This window comes from Gallaecimonas aegicerasi, assembly GCF_045291545.1.
Taxonomy (GTDB): domain Bacteria; phylum Pseudomonadota; class Gammaproteobacteria; order Enterobacterales; family Gallaecimonadaceae; genus Gallaecimonas.
Map to the genome: position 1 here is coordinate 635,618 of NZ_CP149514.1, position 21,113 is coordinate 656,730.

General features: G+C 55.4%; 19 protein-coding genes and 4 tRNA genes. 18 read left to right on the forward strand and 5 right to left on the reverse strand.

The window, feature by feature from the left end; translation table 11 throughout:
- Positions 1-2 precede the first annotated feature (2 nt).
- Genes surE through rpoS form a run of 5 tightly spaced genes read left to right on the forward strand, consistent with a single transcriptional unit; the run spans position 3 to position 3,790 of the window.
- Positions 3-755 carry a 5'/3'-nucleotidase SurE gene (gene surE / locus WDB70_RS03040; protein ID WP_406666498.1) on the forward strand — a complete coding sequence of 251 codons (753 nt, stop codon included), beginning with the start codon at positions 3-5 and terminating at the stop codon, positions 753-755.
- Between the two features lie 39 nt (positions 756-794).
- Positions 795-1,418 (forward strand): protein-L-isoaspartate(D-aspartate) O-methyltransferase, encoded by a 624-nt coding sequence (locus tag WDB70_RS03045; RefSeq protein ID WP_406668002.1) that lies wholly within the window; start codon positions 795-797, stop codon positions 1,416-1,418.
- Positions 1,415-1,993 carry a YqaA family protein gene (locus WDB70_RS03050; protein ID WP_406666500.1) on the forward strand — a complete coding sequence of 193 codons (579 nt, stop codon included), beginning with the start codon at positions 1,415-1,417 and terminating at the stop codon, positions 1,991-1,993. Before WDB70_RS03045 ends, WDB70_RS03050 begins: the two co-directional genes overlap by 4 nt.
- 4 nt (positions 1,994-1,997) lie before the next feature.
- Complete coding sequence (locus WDB70_RS03055; protein WP_406666502.1) at positions 1,998-2,795, forward strand: peptidoglycan DD-metalloendopeptidase family protein; 798 nt, start codon at positions 1,998-2,000, stop codon at positions 2,793-2,795.
- A 38-nt stretch (positions 2,796-2,833) separates the two neighbouring features.
- Positions 2,834-3,790, forward strand: coding sequence for an RNA polymerase sigma factor RpoS (gene rpoS / locus WDB70_RS03060; RefSeq protein ID WP_406666504.1), 957 nt, complete (start codon positions 2,834-2,836; stop codon positions 3,788-3,790).
- Here the strand turns inward: rpoS and mutS are convergent.
- The gene (mutS, locus tag WDB70_RS03065) at positions 3,787-6,351 is read right to left on the reverse strand and encodes a DNA mismatch repair protein MutS (RefSeq protein WP_406666506.1); all 2,565 of its coding nucleotides are present in this window, start codon (positions 6,349-6,351) and stop codon (positions 3,787-3,789) included. The two genes, rpoS and mutS, sit on opposite strands and share 4 nt — an antisense overlap.
- A 38-nt stretch (positions 6,352-6,389) precedes the next feature.
- Between mutS and WDB70_RS03070 the strand changes: the two genes are divergently transcribed.
- The 10 genes from WDB70_RS03070 to WDB70_RS03115 all read left to right on the forward strand — a co-directional run bounded on the left by WDB70_RS03070 (position 6,390) and on the right by WDB70_RS03115 (position 13,187).
- Complete coding sequence (locus WDB70_RS03070) at positions 6,390-6,893, forward strand: CinA family protein (RefSeq protein ID WP_406666508.1); 504 nt, start codon at positions 6,390-6,392, stop codon at positions 6,891-6,893.
- Positions 6,894-6,967: 74 nt separating this feature from the next.
- Positions 6,968-8,017: a recombinase RecA gene (gene recA / locus WDB70_RS03075; RefSeq protein WP_406666510.1), complete on the forward strand. Its 1,050-nt coding sequence runs from the start codon at positions 6,968-6,970 to the stop codon at positions 8,015-8,017.
- A 41-nt stretch (positions 8,018-8,058) separates the two neighbouring features.
- Positions 8,059-8,463 (forward strand): regulatory protein RecX, encoded by a 405-nt coding sequence (locus WDB70_RS03080; RefSeq protein ID WP_406666512.1) that lies wholly within the window; start codon positions 8,059-8,061, stop codon positions 8,461-8,463.
- 33 nt (positions 8,464-8,496) lie between these two features.
- Complete coding sequence (alaS, locus tag WDB70_RS03085; protein ID WP_406666514.1) at positions 8,497-11,118, forward strand: alanine--tRNA ligase; 2,622 nt, start codon at positions 8,497-8,499, stop codon at positions 11,116-11,118.
- 1 nt (position 11,119) lies between these two features.
- Positions 11,120-12,319: an aspartate kinase gene (locus tag WDB70_RS03090; RefSeq protein ID WP_406666516.1), complete on the forward strand. Its 1,200-nt coding sequence runs from the start codon at positions 11,120-11,122 to the stop codon at positions 12,317-12,319.
- Positions 12,320-12,430: 111 nt separating this feature from the next.
- Entirely contained in the window at positions 12,431-12,625 is a 195-nt protein-coding gene (csrA, locus tag WDB70_RS03095) for a carbon storage regulator CsrA (protein ID WP_406666518.1), read from the forward strand.
- Positions 12,626-12,772: 147 nt separating this feature from the next.
- Positions 12,773-12,863 (forward strand) — tRNA-Ser (locus WDB70_RS03100).
- Positions 12,864-12,879: 16 nt separating this feature from the next.
- A tRNA-Arg gene (locus WDB70_RS03105) sits at positions 12,880-12,956 on the forward strand.
- Positions 12,957-13,013: 57 nt separating this feature from the next.
- Positions 13,014-13,090 (forward strand) — tRNA-Arg (locus tag WDB70_RS03110).
- 20 nt (positions 13,091-13,110) lie between these two features.
- A tRNA-Arg gene (locus tag WDB70_RS03115) sits at positions 13,111-13,187 on the forward strand.
- Between the two features lie 42 nt (positions 13,188-13,229).
- Here the strand turns inward: WDB70_RS03115 and WDB70_RS03120 are convergent.
- Together WDB70_RS03120 and WDB70_RS03125 are read right to left on the reverse strand one after the other, a co-directional pair.
- Positions 13,230-13,412, reverse strand: a complete 183-nt coding sequence (locus tag WDB70_RS03120) for a hypothetical protein (RefSeq protein WP_406666520.1) — start codon at positions 13,410-13,412, stop codon at positions 13,230-13,232.
- A 33-nt stretch (positions 13,413-13,445) separates the two neighbouring features.
- A complete protein-coding gene (locus WDB70_RS03125) occupies positions 13,446-14,684 on the reverse strand; it encodes a dicarboxylate/amino acid:cation symporter (protein WP_406666522.1) in 1,239 nt (412 codons plus the stop codon).
- Between the two features lie 195 nt (positions 14,685-14,879).
- Here WDB70_RS03125 and gshA point away from each other — a divergent pair, with 195 nt between their 5' ends.
- Together gshA and WDB70_RS03135 are read left to right on the forward strand one after the other, a co-directional pair.
- On the forward strand, positions 14,880-16,418 hold the full coding sequence (gshA, locus tag WDB70_RS03130) for a glutamate--cysteine ligase (protein ID WP_406666524.1): 1,539 nt from the start codon (positions 14,880-14,882) through the stop codon (positions 16,416-16,418).
- Between the two features lie 355 nt (positions 16,419-16,773).
- Positions 16,774-17,376, forward strand: a complete 603-nt coding sequence (locus WDB70_RS03135) for a hypothetical protein (RefSeq protein ID WP_406666526.1) — start codon at positions 16,774-16,776, stop codon at positions 17,374-17,376.
- A gap of 25 nt (positions 17,377-17,401) precedes the next feature.
- Here WDB70_RS03135 and WDB70_RS03140 read toward each other — a convergent pair whose 3' ends face one another.
- Both WDB70_RS03140 and WDB70_RS03145 read right to left on the reverse strand, forming a co-directional pair.
- Positions 17,402-18,670, reverse strand: a complete 1,269-nt coding sequence (locus WDB70_RS03140; protein ID WP_406666528.1) for an HlyC/CorC family transporter — start codon at positions 18,668-18,670, stop codon at positions 17,402-17,404.
- 60 nt (positions 18,671-18,730) lie between these two features.
- Entirely contained in the window at positions 18,731-19,531 is an 801-nt protein-coding gene (locus tag WDB70_RS03145; RefSeq protein WP_406666530.1) for an inner membrane protein YpjD, read from the reverse strand.
- A gap of 134 nt (positions 19,532-19,665) precedes the next feature.
- Here WDB70_RS03145 and ffh point away from each other — a divergent pair, with 134 nt between their 5' ends.
- On the forward strand, positions 19,666-21,033 hold the full coding sequence (gene ffh, locus WDB70_RS03150; protein ID WP_406666532.1) for a signal recognition particle protein: 1,368 nt from the start codon (positions 19,666-19,668) through the stop codon (positions 21,031-21,033).
- Positions 21,034-21,113: the final 80 nt, after the last annotated feature.

A 21,113-nucleotide genomic window follows, 5' to 3' on the forward strand; every position in this document is an offset into this window, starting at 1 on the left:
GCATGAAAATACTGGTCAGTAATGATGATGGCGTACATGCCCCCGGTATTGCTGCCTTGGCTGAAGCATTGGCGGCAGTGGGCGAAGTGCGGGTGGTGGCGCCGGATCGCAACTGCTCCGGTGCGTCTAATTCACTGACGCTGGAAAATCCGCTTCGGGCTTTACGTCTGGATAATGGCTTTTATTCGGTAAAAGGCACGCCGACCGACTGCGTGCATCTGGCCATCAATGGCTTGTGGGACGATTGGCAGCCGGATCTGGTGGTCGCGGGTGTTAATGCCGGTGCCAACCTGGGCGATGACGTACTCTATTCCGGTACTGTTGCTGCTGCCACAGAAGGGCGCCATCTGGGCTTGCCAGCGGTGGCGGTGAGCCTGGTTGGCCGCCGGCTTGAGCATTACCACAGTGCCGCCCGGGTGGCCGCCGACGTGGTGGCAGGCCTGGCCGACCACCCATTGCCGCCCATGCATATCCTTAATATCAATGTGCCGGATCTGCCCTTTGAGCAACTGACCGGCACTGAGGTTACACGCCTTGGCTACCGGCACCGCGCTGAAAGCATGGTCAAGACCACAGATCCGGCAGGCCGTGACATCTACTGGCTGGGGCCGGTAGGAAAAAGTGCTGATGCCGGCCCTGGCACCGATTTTTATGCTGTCAGTGAAGGGCGGGTGTCGGTGACGCCGCTGCAAATAGATTTGACTGCCCACAGCATGCTGGCACCATTAGCGGGTTGGCTTGAAAAACGGCGTTGATGCCTTGGAGCGGGAACAGGAACAATGGCCACTGAAGGTATGGGAGCACGCAACCGGCTGATCACGCAGTTGCGGCAAGAAGGCATCAGCAATGAACGGGTGTTAGCGGCAATGAATAACGTGCCGCGGCATTGGTTTGTCGACGATGTGCTGGCCCATAAAGCCTATGACAACACGGCGCTTCCCATCGGTGGCGGTCAAACTATCTCGCAGCCTTATATTGTGGCCCGTATGACCGAGCTGCTGCTACGTGGCGGCCACTTGAACAAGGTTCTGGAAATTGGCACCGGCTCGGGTTTTCAAACGGCGGTGCTGGCGCAGCTGTGTGATCAGGTATTTAGTGTGGAACGCATTAAAAACCTGCAATACCAGGCGCGGCGGCGTTTGCAACGGCTGGACTTTCATAACGTGCAAATGAAGCATGGCGATGGCTGGCAGGGCTGGGCCAGCAAAGGCCCCTTTGACGGTATCATCGTTACGGCGGCGCCGGAGGCCATTCCCGATGCCCTTTTGGGGCAGCTGGCTGACGGTGGCGTCATGGTGATCCCGGTCGGCGAGCAAGAGCAAGTATTGAAGGTGATCACCCGGCAGGGGCAAACCTATAGTGTCAATGATGTGGAGTGGGTGCGCTTTGTGCCCCTGGTTTCAGGAAGCCTTTTGTGAAGATATTCTCCCCCTTTTATGATCGCGTACTGCGCTGGTCTGCGCATCCGGCGGCCAGCCGCTATCTGGCCTTGATGAGCTTCACTGAATCCATTTTCTGGCCCATTCCAACCGATGTCATGCTGGCGCCTATGGCGCTGACGCAGCCCCGTAAAGCCTGGCGTTTTGCTGCACTGGCCACCGTGTTTTCGGTGCTCGGCGGTGCGGTCGGTTTTGCGCTGGGCTGGCTGTTATTTGAACCGGTAGTCATGCCTTTTGTGCATTTTATGGGCTACGAGCATAAGCTGGCTACTGCGCAAAGCTGGTTTGAACACTATGGTATCTGGGTCGTGCTGCTGGCCAGCTTCTCTCCGCTGCCCTACAAGGTGTTTACGGTCACCGCCGGGGTCATGCAGATGCTCTTTCTCCCCTTTATGCTGGTATCTCTGGTGGGCCGAGCCGCCCGATTCTTTCTGGTGGCCGGGCTGATGCGCATGGGGGGCCAGCCTATGGCCGACCGGTTGCGCCAGTATATAGACTGGATTGGCTGGCTGACGGTGCTGCTGGCTGTAGCGGCTTATGCCATGTTGCGGTGAATAAATGAGCTGGCGGCAACTGACAATAGGGCTACTTTGTCTGTTGCTGTCGGCTTGTGCAGCGAAACGGCCTGCGCCGGTGATATCGCTGTCACGTAACCTGCCAGTGGCGCAGGTGGTCAATTACGAACGGATCAGCGGCCACCGTTATCGGGTACACGAGGGTGATACCCTTTACTCCATTGCCTTTCGCGCTGGCTGGGATTACCGGGAACTGGCTCAGCGTAATCACCTTCGCGTACCTTATACCATCTACCCCGGACAACTGCTTTACCTGAACCAAATGCCTTCCTCTGCTGTTGCTGTTAGTACAAAAGCTCAAAAAAACAACAAAAAAACGTTTGCTAAGTCAGAATCACATCAGTACAGTCAAAGTCATGGCGTTAACAAAAACGCTACAAGTGCGGCTGAAAACCAGGCGATTGACTGGCGTTGGCCGACAACTGGGCCCCTGTTATTGGGCTTTGAACAAAAACAAAACGGCAATAAAGGGCTGGATATCGGCGGTAAGCGGGGCGACCCGGTTGTTGCCGCCGCTTCGGGGAAAGTGGTTTATGCCGGCAGTGCCTTACGCGGTTATGGCAAGTTAGTGATCATCAAGCACAACGATACCTACCTGAGCGCGTATGCACACAACGACAAACTACTGGTCAAGGAGCAACAGTGGGTTAAGGCCGGGCAAGAGATTGCTCGTAAAGGTGATAGCGGCAGCAACGCAATACAGTTGCACTTTGAGATACGCCGCCGTGGCCAAGCCATTAACCCGCTACTGAAACTGCCCAAAAGAGGACAACAACAATGACACGTTAGCAGTCAATCTACCGCTGTTGAGGAGGCGCTATGGCCCGTAAAAAAGCAGAAAAAGATGACAACTTCACTGACAATGACGCCAGTGGTTCCGAGCTGCAGACCATAGAGAAGGAGCAGCAAGAAGAGATCCAACTCGGTGAGGATTTCCAGAAAAGTCTGGATGCCACGCAGATGTATCTGAGTGAAATTGGTTTCTCCCCCCTGCTCAGCGCTGAAGAAGAAGTGTTCTTCTCTCGTAAGGCTTTGCGCGGTTGCGAAGCATCCCGTAAACGGATGATCGAAAGTAACCTGCGTCTGGTGGTCAAAATAGCCCGTCGCTATAACAACAGAGGTATGGCCCTGCTGGATCTGATCGAGGAAGGTAACCTTGGCCTGATCCGTGCTGTTGAAAAGTTTGACCCGGAGCGGGGTTTCCGCTTCTCCACCTACGCAACCTGGTGGATCCGCCAGACCATTGAGCGGGCCATCATGAACCAAACCCGCACCATTCGCCTGCCTATCCACGTTGTCAAAGAACTTAACGTATATCTGCGTACCGCCCGTGAACTGGCGCAAAAGCTCGACCATGAACCCACGGTTGAGGATATTGCCAGCAAGCTTGAGAAATCGGTTGATGATGTCGCCAAAATGCTACGCCTTAATGAGCGTATCAGTTCGGTGGATACCCCCATCGGTGGTGACAGCGACAAAGCACTGCTGGATGTTATCGCTGATGAAAAAGAGGGGGGGCCGGAGTTTCGGCTGCAAGACAGCGACATCCGCAACAGCCTACTGAAATGGCTGGACGAGCTAACCGATAAACAACGGGAGGTGCTGGCACGGCGCTTCGGTTTGCTGGGCTATGAGCCAGCCACCTTGGAAGAAGTCGGGCGGGAGATCGGCCTGACCCGCGAGCGGGTCAGACAGATCCAGGTCGAAGCATTACGGCGGCTGCGTGACAGGCTGCATCACGAAGGGCTGAGTGCCGAGTCCCTGTTTGGTGACTAATCCTGTGCTTCATCCTTGAGTTGATAAAGCAGTAATAACGCCTGGCGAGGTGTCAGGCTATCCACATCCAACCCTTTGAGCCGGCTTATCACAGCCGGCTCTTCTGTCAGAGCCAGAGGCATTTGCTGGAGTGGCAAGGCGGCGGATGTGCCTTCAGTTTGCTCCAGTTCGCTCAGTTTCAGGCGAGCTGCATTCACCACCGACTTGGGCACCCCTGCCAGCAAGGCCACTTGTAGCCCAAAGCTCTTTGAGGCCGGACCACTTTGTACGGCATGTAAAAAGGTGATGGTGTCACCGTGTTCAACGGCATCCAGATGGACGTTATCGACCCCTTCAAGGGCTTCGGCAAGGGTGGTCAGTTCAAAATAATGGGTGGCAAACAGCGTCAGGGAACGGCTTTTTCTGGCCAGATGCTCAGCACAGGCCCAGGCCAGTGACAGCCCATCGTAGGTTGAAGTGCCGCGGCCAATTTCATCCATCAACACTAGGCTGTTGGCGGTGGCATTATTCAAGATGGTGGCGGTTTCGGTCATCTCCACCATGAAGGTAGAGCGCCCCGACGCCAAATCATCAGCCGCACCGATGCGGGTAAAAATGCGGTCCACCAGGCCAATATCGGCGCTGTCAGCAGGAACATAGCTGCCAATATGCGCCAGCAAGGTGATCAGGGCCGTTTGGCGCATGTAAGTAGATTTGCCCCCCATGTTCGGGCCGGTCACCATCAGCATATGCTGACTGTCAGTGAGCGCGACCGGGTTCGCAATGAAGGGCGCATCGAGCACCTGCTCGACAACCGGGTGACGGCCGCCATCAATACGCAGGCCGCGCTGCTCGGACAGTGTTGGCCGGCAATAGTTGAGGCTCAGGCTCCGTTCGGCCAGGTTGGCCAGCACGTCTAGCTCTGCACAGGCTGATGCCAGGTTGAGCAAGGCGTCAAGCACAGGGTGCAGCTGGTCAAAAAGGGCTTCGTAGAGTTGCTTTTCCAGAGCCAGAGCGCGGCCCTGACTGGTCAGCACTTTGTCTTCATATTCCTTGAGTTCAGGAATGATATAGCGCTCGGTGTTTTTCAGTGTCTGGCGGCGTACATAGTCAGAGGGGGCGAGGTGAGATTGCGCCCGCGTCAGCTCGATAAAATAGCCATGAACCTTGTTATAACCGACCTTCAGGGTGTTGATGCCGGTGCGTTGGCGTTCACGTAACTCAATCTGCTCAAGAAAATCAGTGGCACCTTTGGCCAGCGCCCGGTATTCATCCAGCTCGGCGTTGTAACCGGGCCTGATCACGCCGCCATCGCGGATCAAGACCGGTGGGTTATCAACAATAGCGGCGTTCAACAACGCCAACAGTTGTGGCTGCTCTGCACAGTGCTGGCGCAGTTGTGCCAAGCGCCCAGATTGCTCAGCCAGCTGGGTATTGATGGCCGGTAAGCACGCCAGGGCCTGACGTAACCGCAGCAGATCGCGTGGTCGGGCAGAGCGCAAGGCAATACGGGCCATCACCCGCTCCAGATCGCCGATTTGCTTGAGTGTGGCGCTAAGCTCTTCGTTCATACCGTTGCGTAGCTGGGTAATGGCGTCCAGGCGCAAGTTCAGAGTGCTGGAGTCACGCAGTGGCCGGTGCAGCCAACGGGCCAGTAAGCGTGAGCCCATGGCGGTGGCACAACCATCCAGCACCGCAAACAAAGTATTGTCCTGGCTGCCGGACAGGCTGTGGGTCAATTCCAGGTTACGCCGGGTGGCTGCATCCAGCACCACGGCATCATTTTGTGCTTCCAGCGCGATGCTGCGAATGTGGGGCAGGGCGGTGCGCTGGGTATCTTTAAGGTATTGCAGCAGGCAACCGGCGGCAGCGAGCCCCAACGTGGCCGCTTCAACACCAAAGCCGCGTAAATCCTGGGTACCGAATTGTTGGCAGAGGGTACGCCTGGCCGTATCCAGATCAAACTCCCACTGGGGCCGCCGGCGTAACCCTTTGCGCTCTGCGAGTAGTGGCAGAGCAAAGTCTTCCGGGTATAACAACTCGGCGGGGCGAGTGCGTTGTAGTTCGGCTCGCAGGTCGTCTTCGTTGTCTACTTCGCTAAGCAGAAAGCGGCCGGACCCCACATCCAAGGTGGCATAACCAAAACGCTGCTGATGGTGAAATACCGCTGCCAGCAGGTTGTCCTGTTTGTCGGCCAGTAAGGCTTCGTCAGAAACTGTGCCAGGAGTGACAATTCTCACCACCTTGCGCTCGACCGGGCCTTTACTGGTTGCCGGGTCGCCCACTTGCTCGCAAATAGCCACCGACTCACCCAATGCCACCAGCTTGGCCAGATAGCCCTCTACGGCATGATAAGGCACCCCAGCCATGGGGATCTTTTCGCCCCCGCTTTGGCCTCGGGCTGTTAGCGAGATGTCCAGTAGTGACGCCGCCTTGCGGGCATCATCGTAAAAAAGCTCGTAGAAATCCCCCATTCTGTAGAACAACAGAATGTGCGGGTGCTCCGCCTTAATCCGCAGGTATTGCTGCATCATCGGCGTGTGGTGGTCCAGTGGTTGCGACGTCATCGGTGGCGTAAGCATAATAGCGATTCAAGTACTGGCCGAGAGTCTATCAAAAGATGCCTGCGCAAATCCCTACCTGGGCACAGATCCAGGCGTTAGCTGCTCAGCTGGGCGAGCTTGCTGTTCGCCAGCAGCTGACACTGACAACCGCTGAGTCCTGTACGGGAGGCCTGCTGGCGGCAGCCATCACTGATATTGCTGGCAGTTCTGGCTGGTTTGAACAGGGCATTATCAGTTATGCCAACGCCGTCAAAACCCGGTTGCTGGGGGTGGAAACAACGGCGTTGGCAGAGCACGGCGCCGTTTCTGAAGTAGTGGTCAGGCAAATGGCGTTAGGTGCGCGCCAATTGGCCGGCGCCGACTGGGCTATGGCAACCAGTGGTATTGCCGGCCCCGGTGGTGGTTCGCTAGCCAAGCCGGTGGGTACGGTCTGGTTCGCCTGGGCCGGGCCGGACGGCGCTGTCTGCCAGTGCTGCCACTTTGCCGGTGACCGGCAGGCCATACGCTGGCAGGCGGTACACTACGCCTTGCAGCAACTACAGGAAAAAATCTCTGCTTAACACTTGATACTGTACAGTCATACAGTATACTGCATCACAACTACTGTTTACCGCCTAACCTGTCGGGAGCCACAATGGACGACAACAAACAGAAAGCCTTGACCGCCGCCCTCGGCCAGATTGAACGCCAGTTTGGTAAGGGCTCCATCATGCGCATGGGGGAAAACCAAGTACTGAATGTGGAATCGGTGTCCACTGGCTCACTGGGTTTGGATATTGCGCTGGGTATTGGCGGTTTGCCGTTTGGCCGGGTAGTAGAAATTTTTGGTCCGGAATCCTCCGGTAAAACCACACTGACCCTGCAAGTCATCGCGGAAGCCCAGAAAATGGGTAAAACCTGTGCCTTTATTGATGCCGAACATGCGCTGGATCCAATCTACGCACGCAAGCTGGGTGTAAACGTTGACGACCTGCTGGTTTCTCAGCCTGATACCGGTGAGCAAGCCCTAGAGATCTGCGACATGCTGGTACGTAGCGGTGCCGTGGATGTGGTGATTGTCGACTCGGTAGCCGCGTTGACGCCGAAAGCTGAAATTGAAGGTGAAATGGGGGATTCCCATGTCGGCCTGCAGGCACGCCTGATGTCGCAGGCGCTGCGTAAACTGACCGCCAACATCAAAAAATCCAATACATTGTGTATCTTCATCAACCAGATCCGGATGAAGATCGGTGTTATGTTCGGTAATCCGGAAACCACCACCGGCGGTAATGCCCTGAAGTTTTATGCCTCTGTGCGCCTGGATATCCGCCGTACTGGTGCGGTAAAAGAAGGCGACGAAGTGGTGGGCAATGAAACCCGCGTAAAAGTGGTCAAAAATAAAGTGGCTCCGCCCTTCAAACAGGCTGAATTCCAGATCATGTACGGCGCTGGTACCTCAAAAGAGGCGGAGCTGATTGACTTGGGTGTGGCACAGAAACTGGTTGATAAAGCCGGTGCCTGGTACAGCTACCAGGGCGACAAAATTGGCCAGGGTAAATCCAACGCTTCTCGTTTCTTGAAAGACAATCCACAGATTGCCGGTGAACTGGAAGGCAAACTGCGCGAAATGCTGCTGGTGAGTAATACCAAGCCGGTAGAAGATGATGAACCGTTGGCTGAAGCGTTACCCGGAGACAACCTCTGAGTGACAGTGATCTGCAACAGGTAGCCCTGCGGCTACTGAGCATGCGAGAACATAGCCCCCGTGAGCTGGCAGACAAGCTAGCCCACCGGGGCTTTTTGTCATCTGAAATTCAGCCACTAATTGACAAGCTGCTTGCGCAAGGGTGGCTTGACCATTACCGTTATGCCGAAAGTGCGGTTCGGCGCTTGCTGCAAAAGGGTTATGGCCCGATGCGCATCAAGGCAGAACTTAGCCAGAAGGGTATTGATGACCAGGTGGCAGGGCAGGTGCTAGCGGCTACCGAGGTCGACTGGTTCGCACTGGCCCAATCAGCCTATAATAAGCGGTTTTCCGACACGGCTATTGTAAATAGCCAGGATTGGGGTAAAAGGGCCCGTTTTCTGGCCAACAAAGGGTTCAGTGCCGAACAGGTTCGCGCCGTACTGGCTGGCGTTGAGCGCCGCTGACCCGCATCAGGATGACAAATCACAGGATTCTCCATGAGCATGACCAGCGCTGAAATACGTGACGCTTTTCTGAATTTTTTCAAAGACAAAGGCCATCAAATTGTGCCGTCCAGCTCTTTGATCCCCAGTAATGATCCAACACTGCTGTTTACCAATGCCGGTATGGTGCAGTTCAAGGATGTCTTTTTGGGGGCAGACAAGCGTGCCTACACCCGGGCAACCAGTGCGCAGCGTTGTGTTCGAGCCGGTGGCAAGCACAATGACTTGGAAAACGTTGGTTATACCGCACGTCACCACACCTTCTTTGAAATGCTGGGTAACTTCAGCTTTGGTGATTACTTTAAAGAAGGCGCTATTGAATATGCTTGGGAGTTCCTGACCAAAGTCGCCAAACTGCCCAAGGACAAACTGCTGGTAACCATCTACGAGACTGACGGCGAAGCCTACGATATCTGGGCTAAGCAGATTGGTGTACCGGCTGATCGTATTATCCGTATCGGCGATAACAAAGGCGCGCCCTATGCGTCTGATAACTTCTGGTCCATGGGCGATACCGGACCCTGCGGCCCCTGCACCGAGATTTTTTACGACCATGGCGAGCATATCTGGGGTGGCCCACCGGGATCGCCAGAAGAAGACGGTGACCGGTTCATCGAGATTTGGAACATCGTCTTTATGCAGTTCAACCGCCATGGTGACGGCAAAATGGAATCGCTGCCTAAGCCGTCAGTGGATACCGGCATGGGCCTGGAGCGCATTAGCGCGATTTTGCAGGGTGTGCACTCCAACTATGAAATTGACACTTTCCAGCATTTGATCAAAGCGGCAGCAGAGATCATCGGCACCACCGATTTGGAAAATAAATCCCTGCGGGTGGTAGCCGACCACATTCGCAGCTGCGCCTTTTTGATTGTTGATGGCGTCATGCCTTCCAATGAAGGCCGTGGCTATGTGCTGCGCCGCATTGTGCGCCGTGCTGTGCGTCACGGTGCACAACTGGGAGCCAGTGAACCGTTCTTCTACAAATTGGTGGCAAGCCTGGTCGCTGAGATGGGCGATGCCTACCCGGAGCTGGCCAGCAAACAAGCCATCATTGAAAAAGCGCTGTTGCTTGAAGAAGAACAGTTTCGCAAGACGCTGGAGCGGGGCCTAAAACTGCTTGATGAAGAGCTGACTCGCCTTGACGGTGACGAGATCCCCGGCGAAGTGGTGTTCAAGCTGTATGACACTTATGGCTTCCCGGTTGACCTGACCAATGATGTGGCCCGTGAGCGGCAGCTGCGCATTGACGAAGCCGGTTTTGAGCAGGCCATGGCAGCGCAGCGTCAGCGCGCTAAGCAGGCTTCTAACTTCGGGGCTGATTACAATCAGCGCCTGGATTTGGATAGCAGCACTGTCTTTTCCGGTTACGACGGTGTGCGGGATGCATCACCGGTGGTGATGTTGCTAAAAGACGGTGAGTCGGTTGCCAGCCTCAATGAAGGTGAGCAGGGCTTACTGCTGGTAGAACGCACGCCCTTTTACGGTGAATCCGGCGGCCAGGTAGGTGATACCGGCGAATTCAGCCATGACAATGCGCGCCTACAGGTAACCAACACCACCAAAAATGGCGATGCGGTAGTGCATCATGTCTCGGTGCTGACCGGCAGTGTCAAAGTAGGTGACACCTTGCGCGCCGAGGTGGACAAACAACGTCGTGATGCGATCCGCCTCAACCACAGCGCTACGCATTTGATCCATGCCGCTTTGCGCAAAGTGCTGGGTGAGCATGTGACCCAGAAAGGGTCACTGGTTGATGCCGAGCGACTCCGTTTTGACTTTTCCCATTTTGAAGGTACCAAGGCGGATGAACTTGCCCATGTCGAGCAGCTGGTCAACCATGAGATCCGTGCCAACCATGCGGTAACAACACGCCTGATGCAGATTGATGAAGCCAAGGAAGCCGGCGCCATGGCACTGTTCGGCGAGAAGTATGACGATCAGGTGCGGGTTGTACAGATGGGCGATTTTTCCACCGAATTGTGTGGCGGTACTCATGTCAGCCGTACCGGTGATATTGGCCTGTTTAAGATTGTTTCTGAAAGTGGCATTGCTTCCGGGGTGCGGCGTATTGAAGCGGTAACCGGTGAAGCTGCCATGCGTTGGCTGGTGGAGCGTGAAACGCTGCTAAATGGCCTGGCGCAGACTCTGAAAACCGATGTGGCGGGCCTGGCTGACCGTTTCAGCCAACAGCTTGAGCGCACCCGGGAATTGGAAAAGTCACTGGAGCAGGCTAACGCCAAACTGGCGGCTCAGGCCGGTAATGCCTTGGCGGACCAAGCCGAAGATCTCAATGGCATCAAACTGCTGGTTGCCGAGTTACCGGGGGCCAATCCGAAAACGCTGCGTGAACTGGTGGATAACCTTAAAACCAAACTGGGTGACGCCGTTGTGGTACTGGCGGTACCGGCTGAAGGTAAAGTCAGCTTGATTGCCGGGGTTTCCAAAGCCCTGACTGGCAACATCAAAGCCGGTGAGCTGGTCGGTATGGTGGCGCAGCAGGTCGGTGGCAAAGGTGGTGGCCGGCCAGATATGGCCCAGGCCGGCGGCACTGACGTGGCAGCAGTGCCTGATGCGCTGGCGTCGGTGAAGGAGTGGGTGCGCGCGCGCCTCTAAAATGGCCCTGATTGTTCAAAAGTACGGCGGCACCTCGGTTGGCTCGCTGGAACGCATTGCGGCGGTGGCGGACCGTGTTGTCGCCACCCGCCGCCAGGGGCATGACGTGGTGGTGGTGGTGTCAGCCATGGCGGGCGAAACCAACCGCCTGATCGCGCTGGCCCACGCAGTTTCGCCACGCCCGGACCCGCGTGAGCTGGATGTGTTGTTGGCGACCGGTGAGCAAACCACCATTGCCTTGCTGGCCATGGCGCTCAAGGCCCGTGGCCAGCCAGCCCTGTCGTTAACTGGCGATCAGGTGCGTATCGATACCGATCACCGCCACGGTAAAGCCCGTATCAGCCACATCGACAACGCCATTATTGATCAGGCCTTGGCCCGTGGTCAGGTGGTGGTGGTGGCCGGCTTCCAGGGGCGCGGTCCTGATAATGCCATCACGACGCTAGGGCGTGGCGGCTCTGATACCACAGCTGTTGCGCTGGCGGCCGCCCTGAAAGCGGCAGAATGCCAGATATTTACCGACGTGGACGGCATTTACACCACCGACCCGCGCATTGACAGCCGGGCCAGAAAGCTCGACAGCATCGACTTTCACGCCATGCTGGCTTTGTCAGCACAAGGCGCCAAAGTGCTGCAGGTGCGTTCAGTGGAAGTGGCCGGGCAATATCAGGTGCCATTACGGGTCTTATCCAGCTTTGGTGATGGCCAAGGGACACTGGTGACCTACGCACCCACGCAGGATGCGATGGAAGTCTCCGGCGTAGCCTGCTGTGGCCAATCGGCCTTGATCCAGATCCACGATGCCCGCCTGCAGGCCAGCCAGCTGTTATTGCCACTCGAAGATGCCGGTATTGACGTGGATGTACTGGAAGATAGCCAGGATTGCAGTGGCACTTTGTGCTTTACCGTACCGCAAGCGGATTTACATCAGGTGCAGGACATCATTACCGCCGCCTTGAAGGGCCTGACCCAGGCGCAGCTGCAAGTGGACGAGTCCATTGCCAAAGTATCAGTGGTGGGCTGCCACCTTGATAGTAATCAGCAACTGACGGCAGAGGTCACCGCGTTACTTAGCGCGGCCGGTATTGGCATTGGTTTGATGCGTCATGCCCCCCAGCGTTTGTCTTTGCTGGTTGCCCGTCAGGACATGGAAAAAAGCGTACGCCTACTGCATGGTGCGTTAGTGCCAACTGCGGCTTAAGGTCGCAGTTATGATGAAATTCCGGTTATTTTCTTGAGCTGCAATCGCTTGCCTTTATAATTAGCGCTGAGAGCGAACCTAAAGAGCGGCTTTTTTGCAAGGAGCAAAGCGATGCTGATTCTAACTCGCCGTGTAGGCGAAACCCTGATGATCGGTGACGAAGTTACCGTGACTGTACTGGGTGTTAAGGGCAACCAGGTGCGCATTGGTGTCAATGCTCCCAAGGAAGTCTCGGTACACCGTGAAGAGATCTATCAACGCATTCAGGCGGAGAAAGATCCGGACGACACACACGGCAACGTTTAAATCCGTATGTCGATTCCTGCAAACGGCAACCGCTACCCCGGTTGCCGTTTTTCTATTCAGGCTGTTTAAAGGCTGTGCAACCAGACGCCAGTACAGGAAAAAGTGTTTGACTTGCATGGCTGGTACGGTAATATTCGCAGCCGTCGAGGTGAGGTGGCCGAGAGGCTGAAGGCGCTCCCCTGCTAAGGGAGTATGGGTCAAAAGCCCATCGAGGGTTCGAATCCCTCCCTCACCGCCATCGACACTTTCAGGTTGCGGCCGTAGCTCAACTGGATAGAGTACCTGGCTACGAACCAGGCGGTTGGAGGTTCGAGTCCTCCCGGCCGCGCCACTTGAAAGTTTCGATTTTGACGCTTACCTGCGGGTAAGCGTTTTTTGTCTGAAGACTGCGACCGTAGCTCAACTGGATAGAGTACCTGGCTACGAACCAGGCGGTTGGAGGTTCGAGTCCTCCCGGTCGCGCCATTCAGACAACCCGACGTTAGGCGGCCGTAGCTCAACTGGATAGAGTACCTGGCTACGAACCAGGCGGTTGGAGGTTCGAGTCCTCCCGGCCGCGCCATCTTCAAGAAAAACCCCGCTCCTAGAGCGGGGTTTTTTATTTTCAGCCTTGTAGCTGATATTGGGTAAGCCAGAGCATCAAACTGATAAAACCAATCAGCACGGCGCTCAGGCCGATGATCCAGTAATAACCCTTTTTCGCTTTGGCAAAAGGCATCTTGAGCTGCTGGCTTATCAGTAGCCAGGCAATGCACAGTATCAGTGGTATCAGAAACAAGCGGCTCATTAGCCCTTTCCCTGTTCGAGCGTTTTTTCCAGCTTACTGCCCTTTACCCGGCCCGGCCAGCGCTTCACTGCTGGCCATATCGACCTGGCTTTCACTTTTCCCGACAACCAACGCTACCATCATGTCACCGGTGACATTGGTGGCAGTACGGATCATATCGAGGATGCGATCAATGGCAGCGATAAAAGCGATGCCTTCCAGTGGCAGGCCTGCGGCGTTGAGGGTCACCGTCAGCATTACCATGGCGGTACCGGGCACACCCGCGGTGCCAACCGACGCCAGGGTGGCGGTCAAAGCGATGATCAGATAGTGGCTCCAATCCAATGAAATACCATAGATGTGGGCAATAAATATGGCGCTGATGGCCGGGTAGATACCGCCACAGCCATCCATGTTAATGGTGGCTCCCAGCGGCAACACAAAGCTGCTGTACTGGCGGGATACCTTGAGGTTTTCGGTGACCACCTTGGTCGATACCGGCAAGGTGCCGTAACTCGACGCGGTGGTAAAGGCGACCAGCTGTGCCGGAAATACCGCCTTGAAAAAGCGCAGCGGGCTGAACCCGGCCAGCTTTACCAAACCTCCATAGACCACCAGAATATGCAGCAGGCAGGCCAGATAAATCGCGAGTACGAACTTGCCCAGCGGTAATAGCGCACCCAGGCCGTAGGCACCCACAACCCAGGCCATCAAGCCGAATACCCCGATGGGTGTCAGGGCAATCACAAAGCGGGTGATCTGGAACATCACTTCACTGCCGGCAACGGCAAAGCGTTTTACCGGCTCAGCAGCCTCACCTACCACGTTAATGGCAACACCCACTAGGGCGGCAAAAACGATCAGTTGCAAAATATTGCCATCCGCCATCGCCTGAACCGGATTGGCCGGCAAAAAATGCAGTAGCACGGAACTGACCGGCGGGATCTCTTTGGGCGTGAAGCCCTGGGGCAACAGCTGGTGGCCAAAGTCCCAGTTAAACAAACTGCCAACCACCATGCCTAACACCGAGGCAATCAGGGCCGTGGTGAGGAACAAAGCCAGGGTTTTTAACCCCAGCCGTTTGAGGCGGGCACCGTCGCTCATGGCCGTGACCGCACCGATGATGGCAAACAGCACCAATGGCACCACCAGCATTTTGATCAGCCGTATAAAGGCATCCCCAAGGGGCTTGAACATGACAGCCTGCTCGTGAAATACCAATCCGGCGATAATGCCCAGCACAAAACCTGCCAGTACCTTTTTCCATAAGGCCAACCGTGACCATAGCGCCATTATCTGTACACTCGTTACGCAATGAGGACCCGATTTTATGTAAGCCGCCATAAGCCACAAAGTCGCAATCAGCATAAGCTTATAAAGGCCTGACGTGATCTCCCTCACAAAGTTTTTGCATCCGAAGAAGCAAACCCCTACGCTAAGCGTCCTGGTGAGAAGGGGGACTGTGCCCCGACAAACGGAAGGTTTATTTTGCTCGATCAACTGCAACGCCGCCTCGATGCTCTGGCGGCCAATAACGCGCTGCCTTTGTTGTTTTCTCCGCAGCGTGGGGTTGAACGTGAAGCCCTGCGTATTGATGCTGACGGCCATATGGCGATGACGCCACATCCCAAAGCCTTGGGAGCCAGCTTGACCAATGAGCTGATCACCGTTGATTTTGCCGAAAATCTGCTGGAGTTCATTACCCCGGTCGCTGCCTCAGCTGAAGCGCTGATGGCGACACTCTCCGATATTCATGTCTTTACTCTCAAGCACCTGGATGGCGAGTTGTTATGGCCTTTGTCCATGCCTTGTTATGTGCAAAATGAAGCTGCGATCCCACTGGCGGACTTTGGCCACTCCAACATTGGCCAGATGAAGCATGTGTATCGTCAGGGCCTGAAAAACCGTTATGGGCCGATGATGCAGCTGATTGCCGGCGTGCATTACAACTTTTCCTTGCCGGAGGCTATTTGGTCGTCCTGGCCAGAAGGCGATGCCTCCAGCGCTTATATGGGCCTGGCCCGTAATTACCGCCGCCTGGCGTGGGTATTACCTTATTTGTTTGGTGCCTCGCCGGCACTGTGTGAGTCATTCCTGGCTGGGCGCAAGCATCACCTGCCGTTTGCCAAACAGGGTAAGGGTACGCTGTACCTGCCTCATGCCACATCCTTGCGGCTATCGGATCTGGGCTACACCAGTGCCGCGCAGGCTGGCCTGCGCATTGACCATAACAGCATTGACGGTTACATCCGTGATTTGCGCGATATTATCAGCCGCCCCAGCGAAGAGTTTGCGGCCATCGGCGTCAAGGTTGATGGTCAGTATCGCCAACTCAACAGCAATCTGCTGCAAATTGAAAATGAACTCTATGCTCCCATCCGGCCCAAGCGGGTAACCGAGCGTGGCGAAAAGCCATCGGATGCGTTGGCCCGTGGTGGCGTGCAGTACATTGAAGTACGGGCTCTGGACGTAGATCCGTTCAGCCCCCTTGGCATCAGTATCGATACCGCCCGTTTCCTGGATATATTCCTGCTCAGTTGCCTGCTATTGGACTCTCCGGTGCTGGATGACTGGCAATGGAGTGAAAATCTGGCCAACTTTAATGCCGTGGTGCTGCAAGGCCGTAAGCCGGGGCTGACCTTGAGCGAGCAGGGTGCTGACAAGCCTATGAGTGACTGGTTTGCCGAGCTGTTGCCGGTATGGCAGCAGCTGGCACAGCTGCTTGATGCGCAGCAAGGCGGTAACGGTTATCAGCAAAGCCTGAGTGTGCAGCAGGGGAAAATTACCGATCCGCAGCAAACCCCTTCTGCCCGTATGCTCAAGGCGATGGCCGGTAACGATAACGGCCTGCTTGGCCGGCAACTGGCGCAGCAACATCGTCAGCAGATCCTGGCCACGCCTTATCAACATTGGAATGAGGCGTTCTTTGTAGAGCAGGCTAGCGCATCACTGGCCGCACAACAGGCGATGGAAGCCGCTGACGAGCAGCCATTCGATGGCTTTTTGGCCGATTACTTCAAGGCATAAAAAAAGAGGCCCCTTGGGGGCCTCAATTGGGAATGACATGAAAAGCACACTTGCTTACACCTGATACGACCATGCCCTGAACACGCAGTTCCCCGCTATAAACAAAAAAATGGATAAAAAAAAGGAGGCTTTTTAGCCTCCTAACACAGGGATAAGACATGAAAACTAGCTGCTTGCAATCAGTTGGAGTGACGGTGTCCTGAGAAGTTCCATCCGCTTTCGCAATAGCCGTTCAGGCTGGCAACCAAGGATGAAGTTTAATCTCATGCTGTTTGCATAACTTCTGAGTGCCATCCCTTGTGAAAGTTCCGCCACTTTGGCACTTTTTATTGATTGACGATTTTCTGGTATCACCATGCGCTTGCTATTACTGTCTCTGATTGCTGTCCTGTTGGCTGGATGCGCCACTGCACCGCCGCGCGATCCCAACAACATCTGCGCCATTTTTAAGGAAAAAAGCGACTGGTATGACGCTGCGCTGGATGTTCAGAAAAAATGGGGTGTACCGGTGCAGGTTCCCTTTGCCATGCTCTACCAGGAGTCGAGTTTTCGTTACAACGCGCTGCCACCGCGAGACTACCTGCTGGGGTTCATTCCCTGGGGGCGGGTATCCAGTGCTTATGGTTATGCCCAAGCTAAAGACGACACCTGGCGCGACTATATGCGGGAAACGGACAACTGGGGAGCGGATCGCGACGACTTTGCCGACGCACTTGATTTTATGGGCTGGTATATCGATAAAACCCATAAAATCAACGGCGTGTCGAAATGGGATGCCTACGCCCTGTATCTTAACTACCACGAAGGATGGGGCGGGTACCGCCGTAAAACCTATGCCAGCAAGGGCTGGCTCAAAGCGGTGGCGCGCAAGGTGCGCAATCGTTCCTGGCGCTTTGCCAAACAGTATAAAGGTTGCAAGGACGAGCTGAACCGCAGCTTCTGGGACTGGTTATTCTGAAAAAAGGCCGCAACAGCGGCCTTTTTTAATGGCTTTTTAGTGCCGGCATAATGCGCGCCGTTTTCACCATGTTTTCTTTGACGTCGACGATTTCCAACGGGTAACCGGCAACCCGCAATGACAAGTTGGCATCGGGGATTTCTTCAAGATATTCAAGGATGAGGCCATTGAGGGTTTTTGGGCCATCGGTAGGAAAGTCCCAGTGCATCTCTTTGTTCAGCTCACGCAAAGAAATACTGCCTTCCACCAGATAGCTGCCATCTTGCTGTGGAATGATTTCTTCATGCGGTGCCGGCGCCATGTCGGTGGTAAAGTCGCCGACAATTTCTTCAAGAATATCTTCCAGCGTCACCAGCCCCTGAATATCGCCGTATTCGTCGACCACCAGGCCGATACGCTCTTTGTTGCGCTGAAACTTCAGCAGCTGCACGTTCAGTGGTGTGCCTTCCGGAATAAAGTAAATCTCGCGCACGGCGCGCAGCAGTGTGGACTTGCTGAATTCGTTGCGAGACAACAGCCGCAGGGCATCCCGGGCGTGCACAAAACCAACAGCATCGTCGATGTTGTCGCGGTACAGCAGCATGCGAGTGTGCTGGGCATTGGTCAGCTGCTTGACGATACGAGACCAGTCATCATTGATATCGATACCTTTGATCTCGGCGCGAGGGGTCATGACGTCTTCCACCTGCACTTTTTCCAGATCCAGTATCGATACCAGCATGTCGCGGTGGCGGCGCGGGATCATGGCGCCGGCTTCGGCCACCACGGTACGCAATTCTTCCCCTGACAGGGCGTCGCCGGTTCCGCTGTTGGGCTTAATTCCCAGCAGCGCCATCAAGCCATTGGTAATGCCGTTAACCACCCACACAAAGGGATAAAACACCTTCAGCATGACTTTCAGCACAACCGAGGCAGGGAAGGCAATTTTTTCCGGGTAAAGGGCCGCCAGGGTCTTGGGAGTGACTTCGGCGAACAGCAATACCGCCAAGGTAAGGAATATTGTGGCCAATAAAATCCCCAAGCCACCCATGATCCTTTCACCCAGAATGGTAGCAATGGCAGAAGCACCAATATTGACCAGGTTATTACCAATCAGGATCAGGCCAATGAGCCGGTCAGGGCGTTCCAGCAACTCGCTGGCGCGCTTGGCACTACGGTGACCTTCTTTGGTGAGGTGGCGTAACCGGTACCGGTTGAGGGACATCATGCCGGTCTCGGAACTGGAGAAAAAGGCTGACAAGAGAATGAGTACCACGAGGCTAATCAGTAGGGTACTCGTCGATATGTCGTCCAAAAGGGGCTTCCTTTACATTAGCGGTAACCCTCATTTTACTACGCGAATGAGGGTGCGTGATCAAGAGCGCAGGATCACTTCCTGCACAAAGCGGCTACCGAAATAGGCTACTGTCAGCAAGGCGGCGCCAACAAGGCTGGCCCAGACAGCGCCTTTACCTCGCCAGCCATGGCGGTAATGGGCAAAAACGGCCGTGGCGTACACACACCAGGCTACCAGTGACAGTGTTGTCTTATGCATCTGCTTTTTGGCAAACATGTCTTCTAAAAACACGAAGCCGGACAACAGCGCCAGACTCAGCACAATCAACCCCACCAGCATCAGTTGAAAGAGCTGGCGTTCCACGGTCATCAGTGGCGGTAAAAAGGCCGGCAGGGTGGATAACCGGCGGTGCTTGAGTTGCCGGCTGATAAAGGCCAGTTCCAATGCATACAGTGCTGCAACTACCAGCACAGCGTAAGCGATCAGGCTCAGTGTAATGTGCACCACCACTTCAGGTTCGGCGCGCAGGTGCAGCATCCATTTCACCGGCACCAGCCAGGCCGTCAGCACCACCAGAGCGGCAAAACCATGCACCAACGGCAGTAATTGCAATACCGGTAGGCGCATCGCCGCAGTGTTCATGAACATCACCACCACCCATGACGCCATGGAAGCAACAATCATTACACCCATGTTTTGGTCGTCGCCGCTGGAGATCAATATGGCCAGGCTCAGCAAGTGCGCCATGGCAGCAAACATGCCCAGTGTCACGGTCAGGCGGCGGTTGGGGCCTTCATGATTAAACAGCCGCCGAGCGGCCAACACGGTGGCCAGCACGTACAGCACAATGGCAATCACGGAAAAGGTGGTGGTCAGCATGGCTGGGGCCGTTAAAAAATGATGAACACATTCTATCTGTAAGCGAGCAGAGGGAAAAGTAACAGCGACCCTTTCAGTGCCGGGGGCGGTTTGCGTTATACTGGCGGCCACTGCTAGCCGCGAGATAAAGACCGATGTTTGACAACCTCAGTGACAGATTGACCCGCACCCTGAAAACCATCAGTGGCCGGGGGCGTCTGACCGAAGACAACATCAAAGACACCCTGCGCGAAGTGCGTATGGCCCTGCTGGAAGCCGATGTGGCGTTGCCGGTGGTGCGTGACTTTGTCGCGCGGGTGAAGGAGCGGGCGCTGGGGGCGGAGGTCAGCAAGTCTTTGAGTCCTGGCCAGGTCTTTATCAAAATTGTTCGCGATGAACTGGAAGCTGCCATGGGTGAAGCCAACGAAGGGCTTGACCTGGCAGCGCAGCCACCGGCGGTGGTAATGATGGCGGGCCTGCAAGGGGCGGGTAAAACCACCTCTGTGGGTAAGCTGGCGAAATTCCTCAAGGAGCGCCACAAGAAGAAGGTGATGGTGGTCAGTGCCGACGTCTACCGTCCGGCGGCCATCAAACAGCTGGAAACTCTGGCTAATGATATCGAGGTGTCGTTTTTCCCGTCCGATATCTCGCAAGATCCGGTTGCCATTGCCAACGGCGCCATCGCGGCCGCCAAAAAAGGCTTTTATGACGTGCTGCTGGTGGATACCGCCGGTCGCCTGCATGTCGACAGCGACATGATGGACGAAATCAAGCGCCTGCACAGCGCCGTCAACCCGGTGGAAACGCTGTTCGTGGTCGACGCCATGACCGGCCAGGACGCTGCCAATACCGCCAAGGCGTTTCATGAAGCACTGCCCCTGACCGGGGTGATCCTCACCAAGGTTGACGGTGATGCCCGTGGTGGTGCGGCGCTATCGATTCGTACCATTACCGGTAAGCCCATCAAGTTTTTGGGGATGGGTGAAAAAACCGATGCTCTGGAGCCGTTCCACCCTGACCGGGTTGCCTCGCGGATCCTCGGTATGGGCGATGTGCTGTCGCTGATAGAAGAAGTCGAACAGAAAGTTGACCGGGAAAAAGCCGCCAAGCTGGCGGAAAAGGTCAAAAAAGGCAAAGGTTTCGATTTAGAAGACTTCCGCGAACAGCTCGAGCAGATGAACAACATGGGCGGCATGATGGGGTTGCTCAATAAAATGCCGGGTATGGGCAAAATGGCCGAGCAGGTCAAAGATCAGATGGACGACAAACTGACCAAACGCCTGGGGGCCATCATCAGCTCCATGACCCCGGGCGAGCGCCGCCACCCGGACATCATCAAAGGTTCACGTAAGCGCCGTATTGCCGCTGGTGCCGGTGTTGAAGTGCATGAAGTGAACAAATTGCTTAAGCAATTTACGCAAATGCAGAAAATGATGAAAAAGATATCCGGTAAAGGCGGCATGATGAAAATGATGCGTAGTATGAAAGGTATGATGCCACCCGGCGGAATGCCCCGTATGTAAGCCTTTTTACTGAAGCGGCCAAGGCCGCTTCAGCTGTCTGTAATACACCTGCCCCCTTTTCTTGCAAAACCGCGCAATCT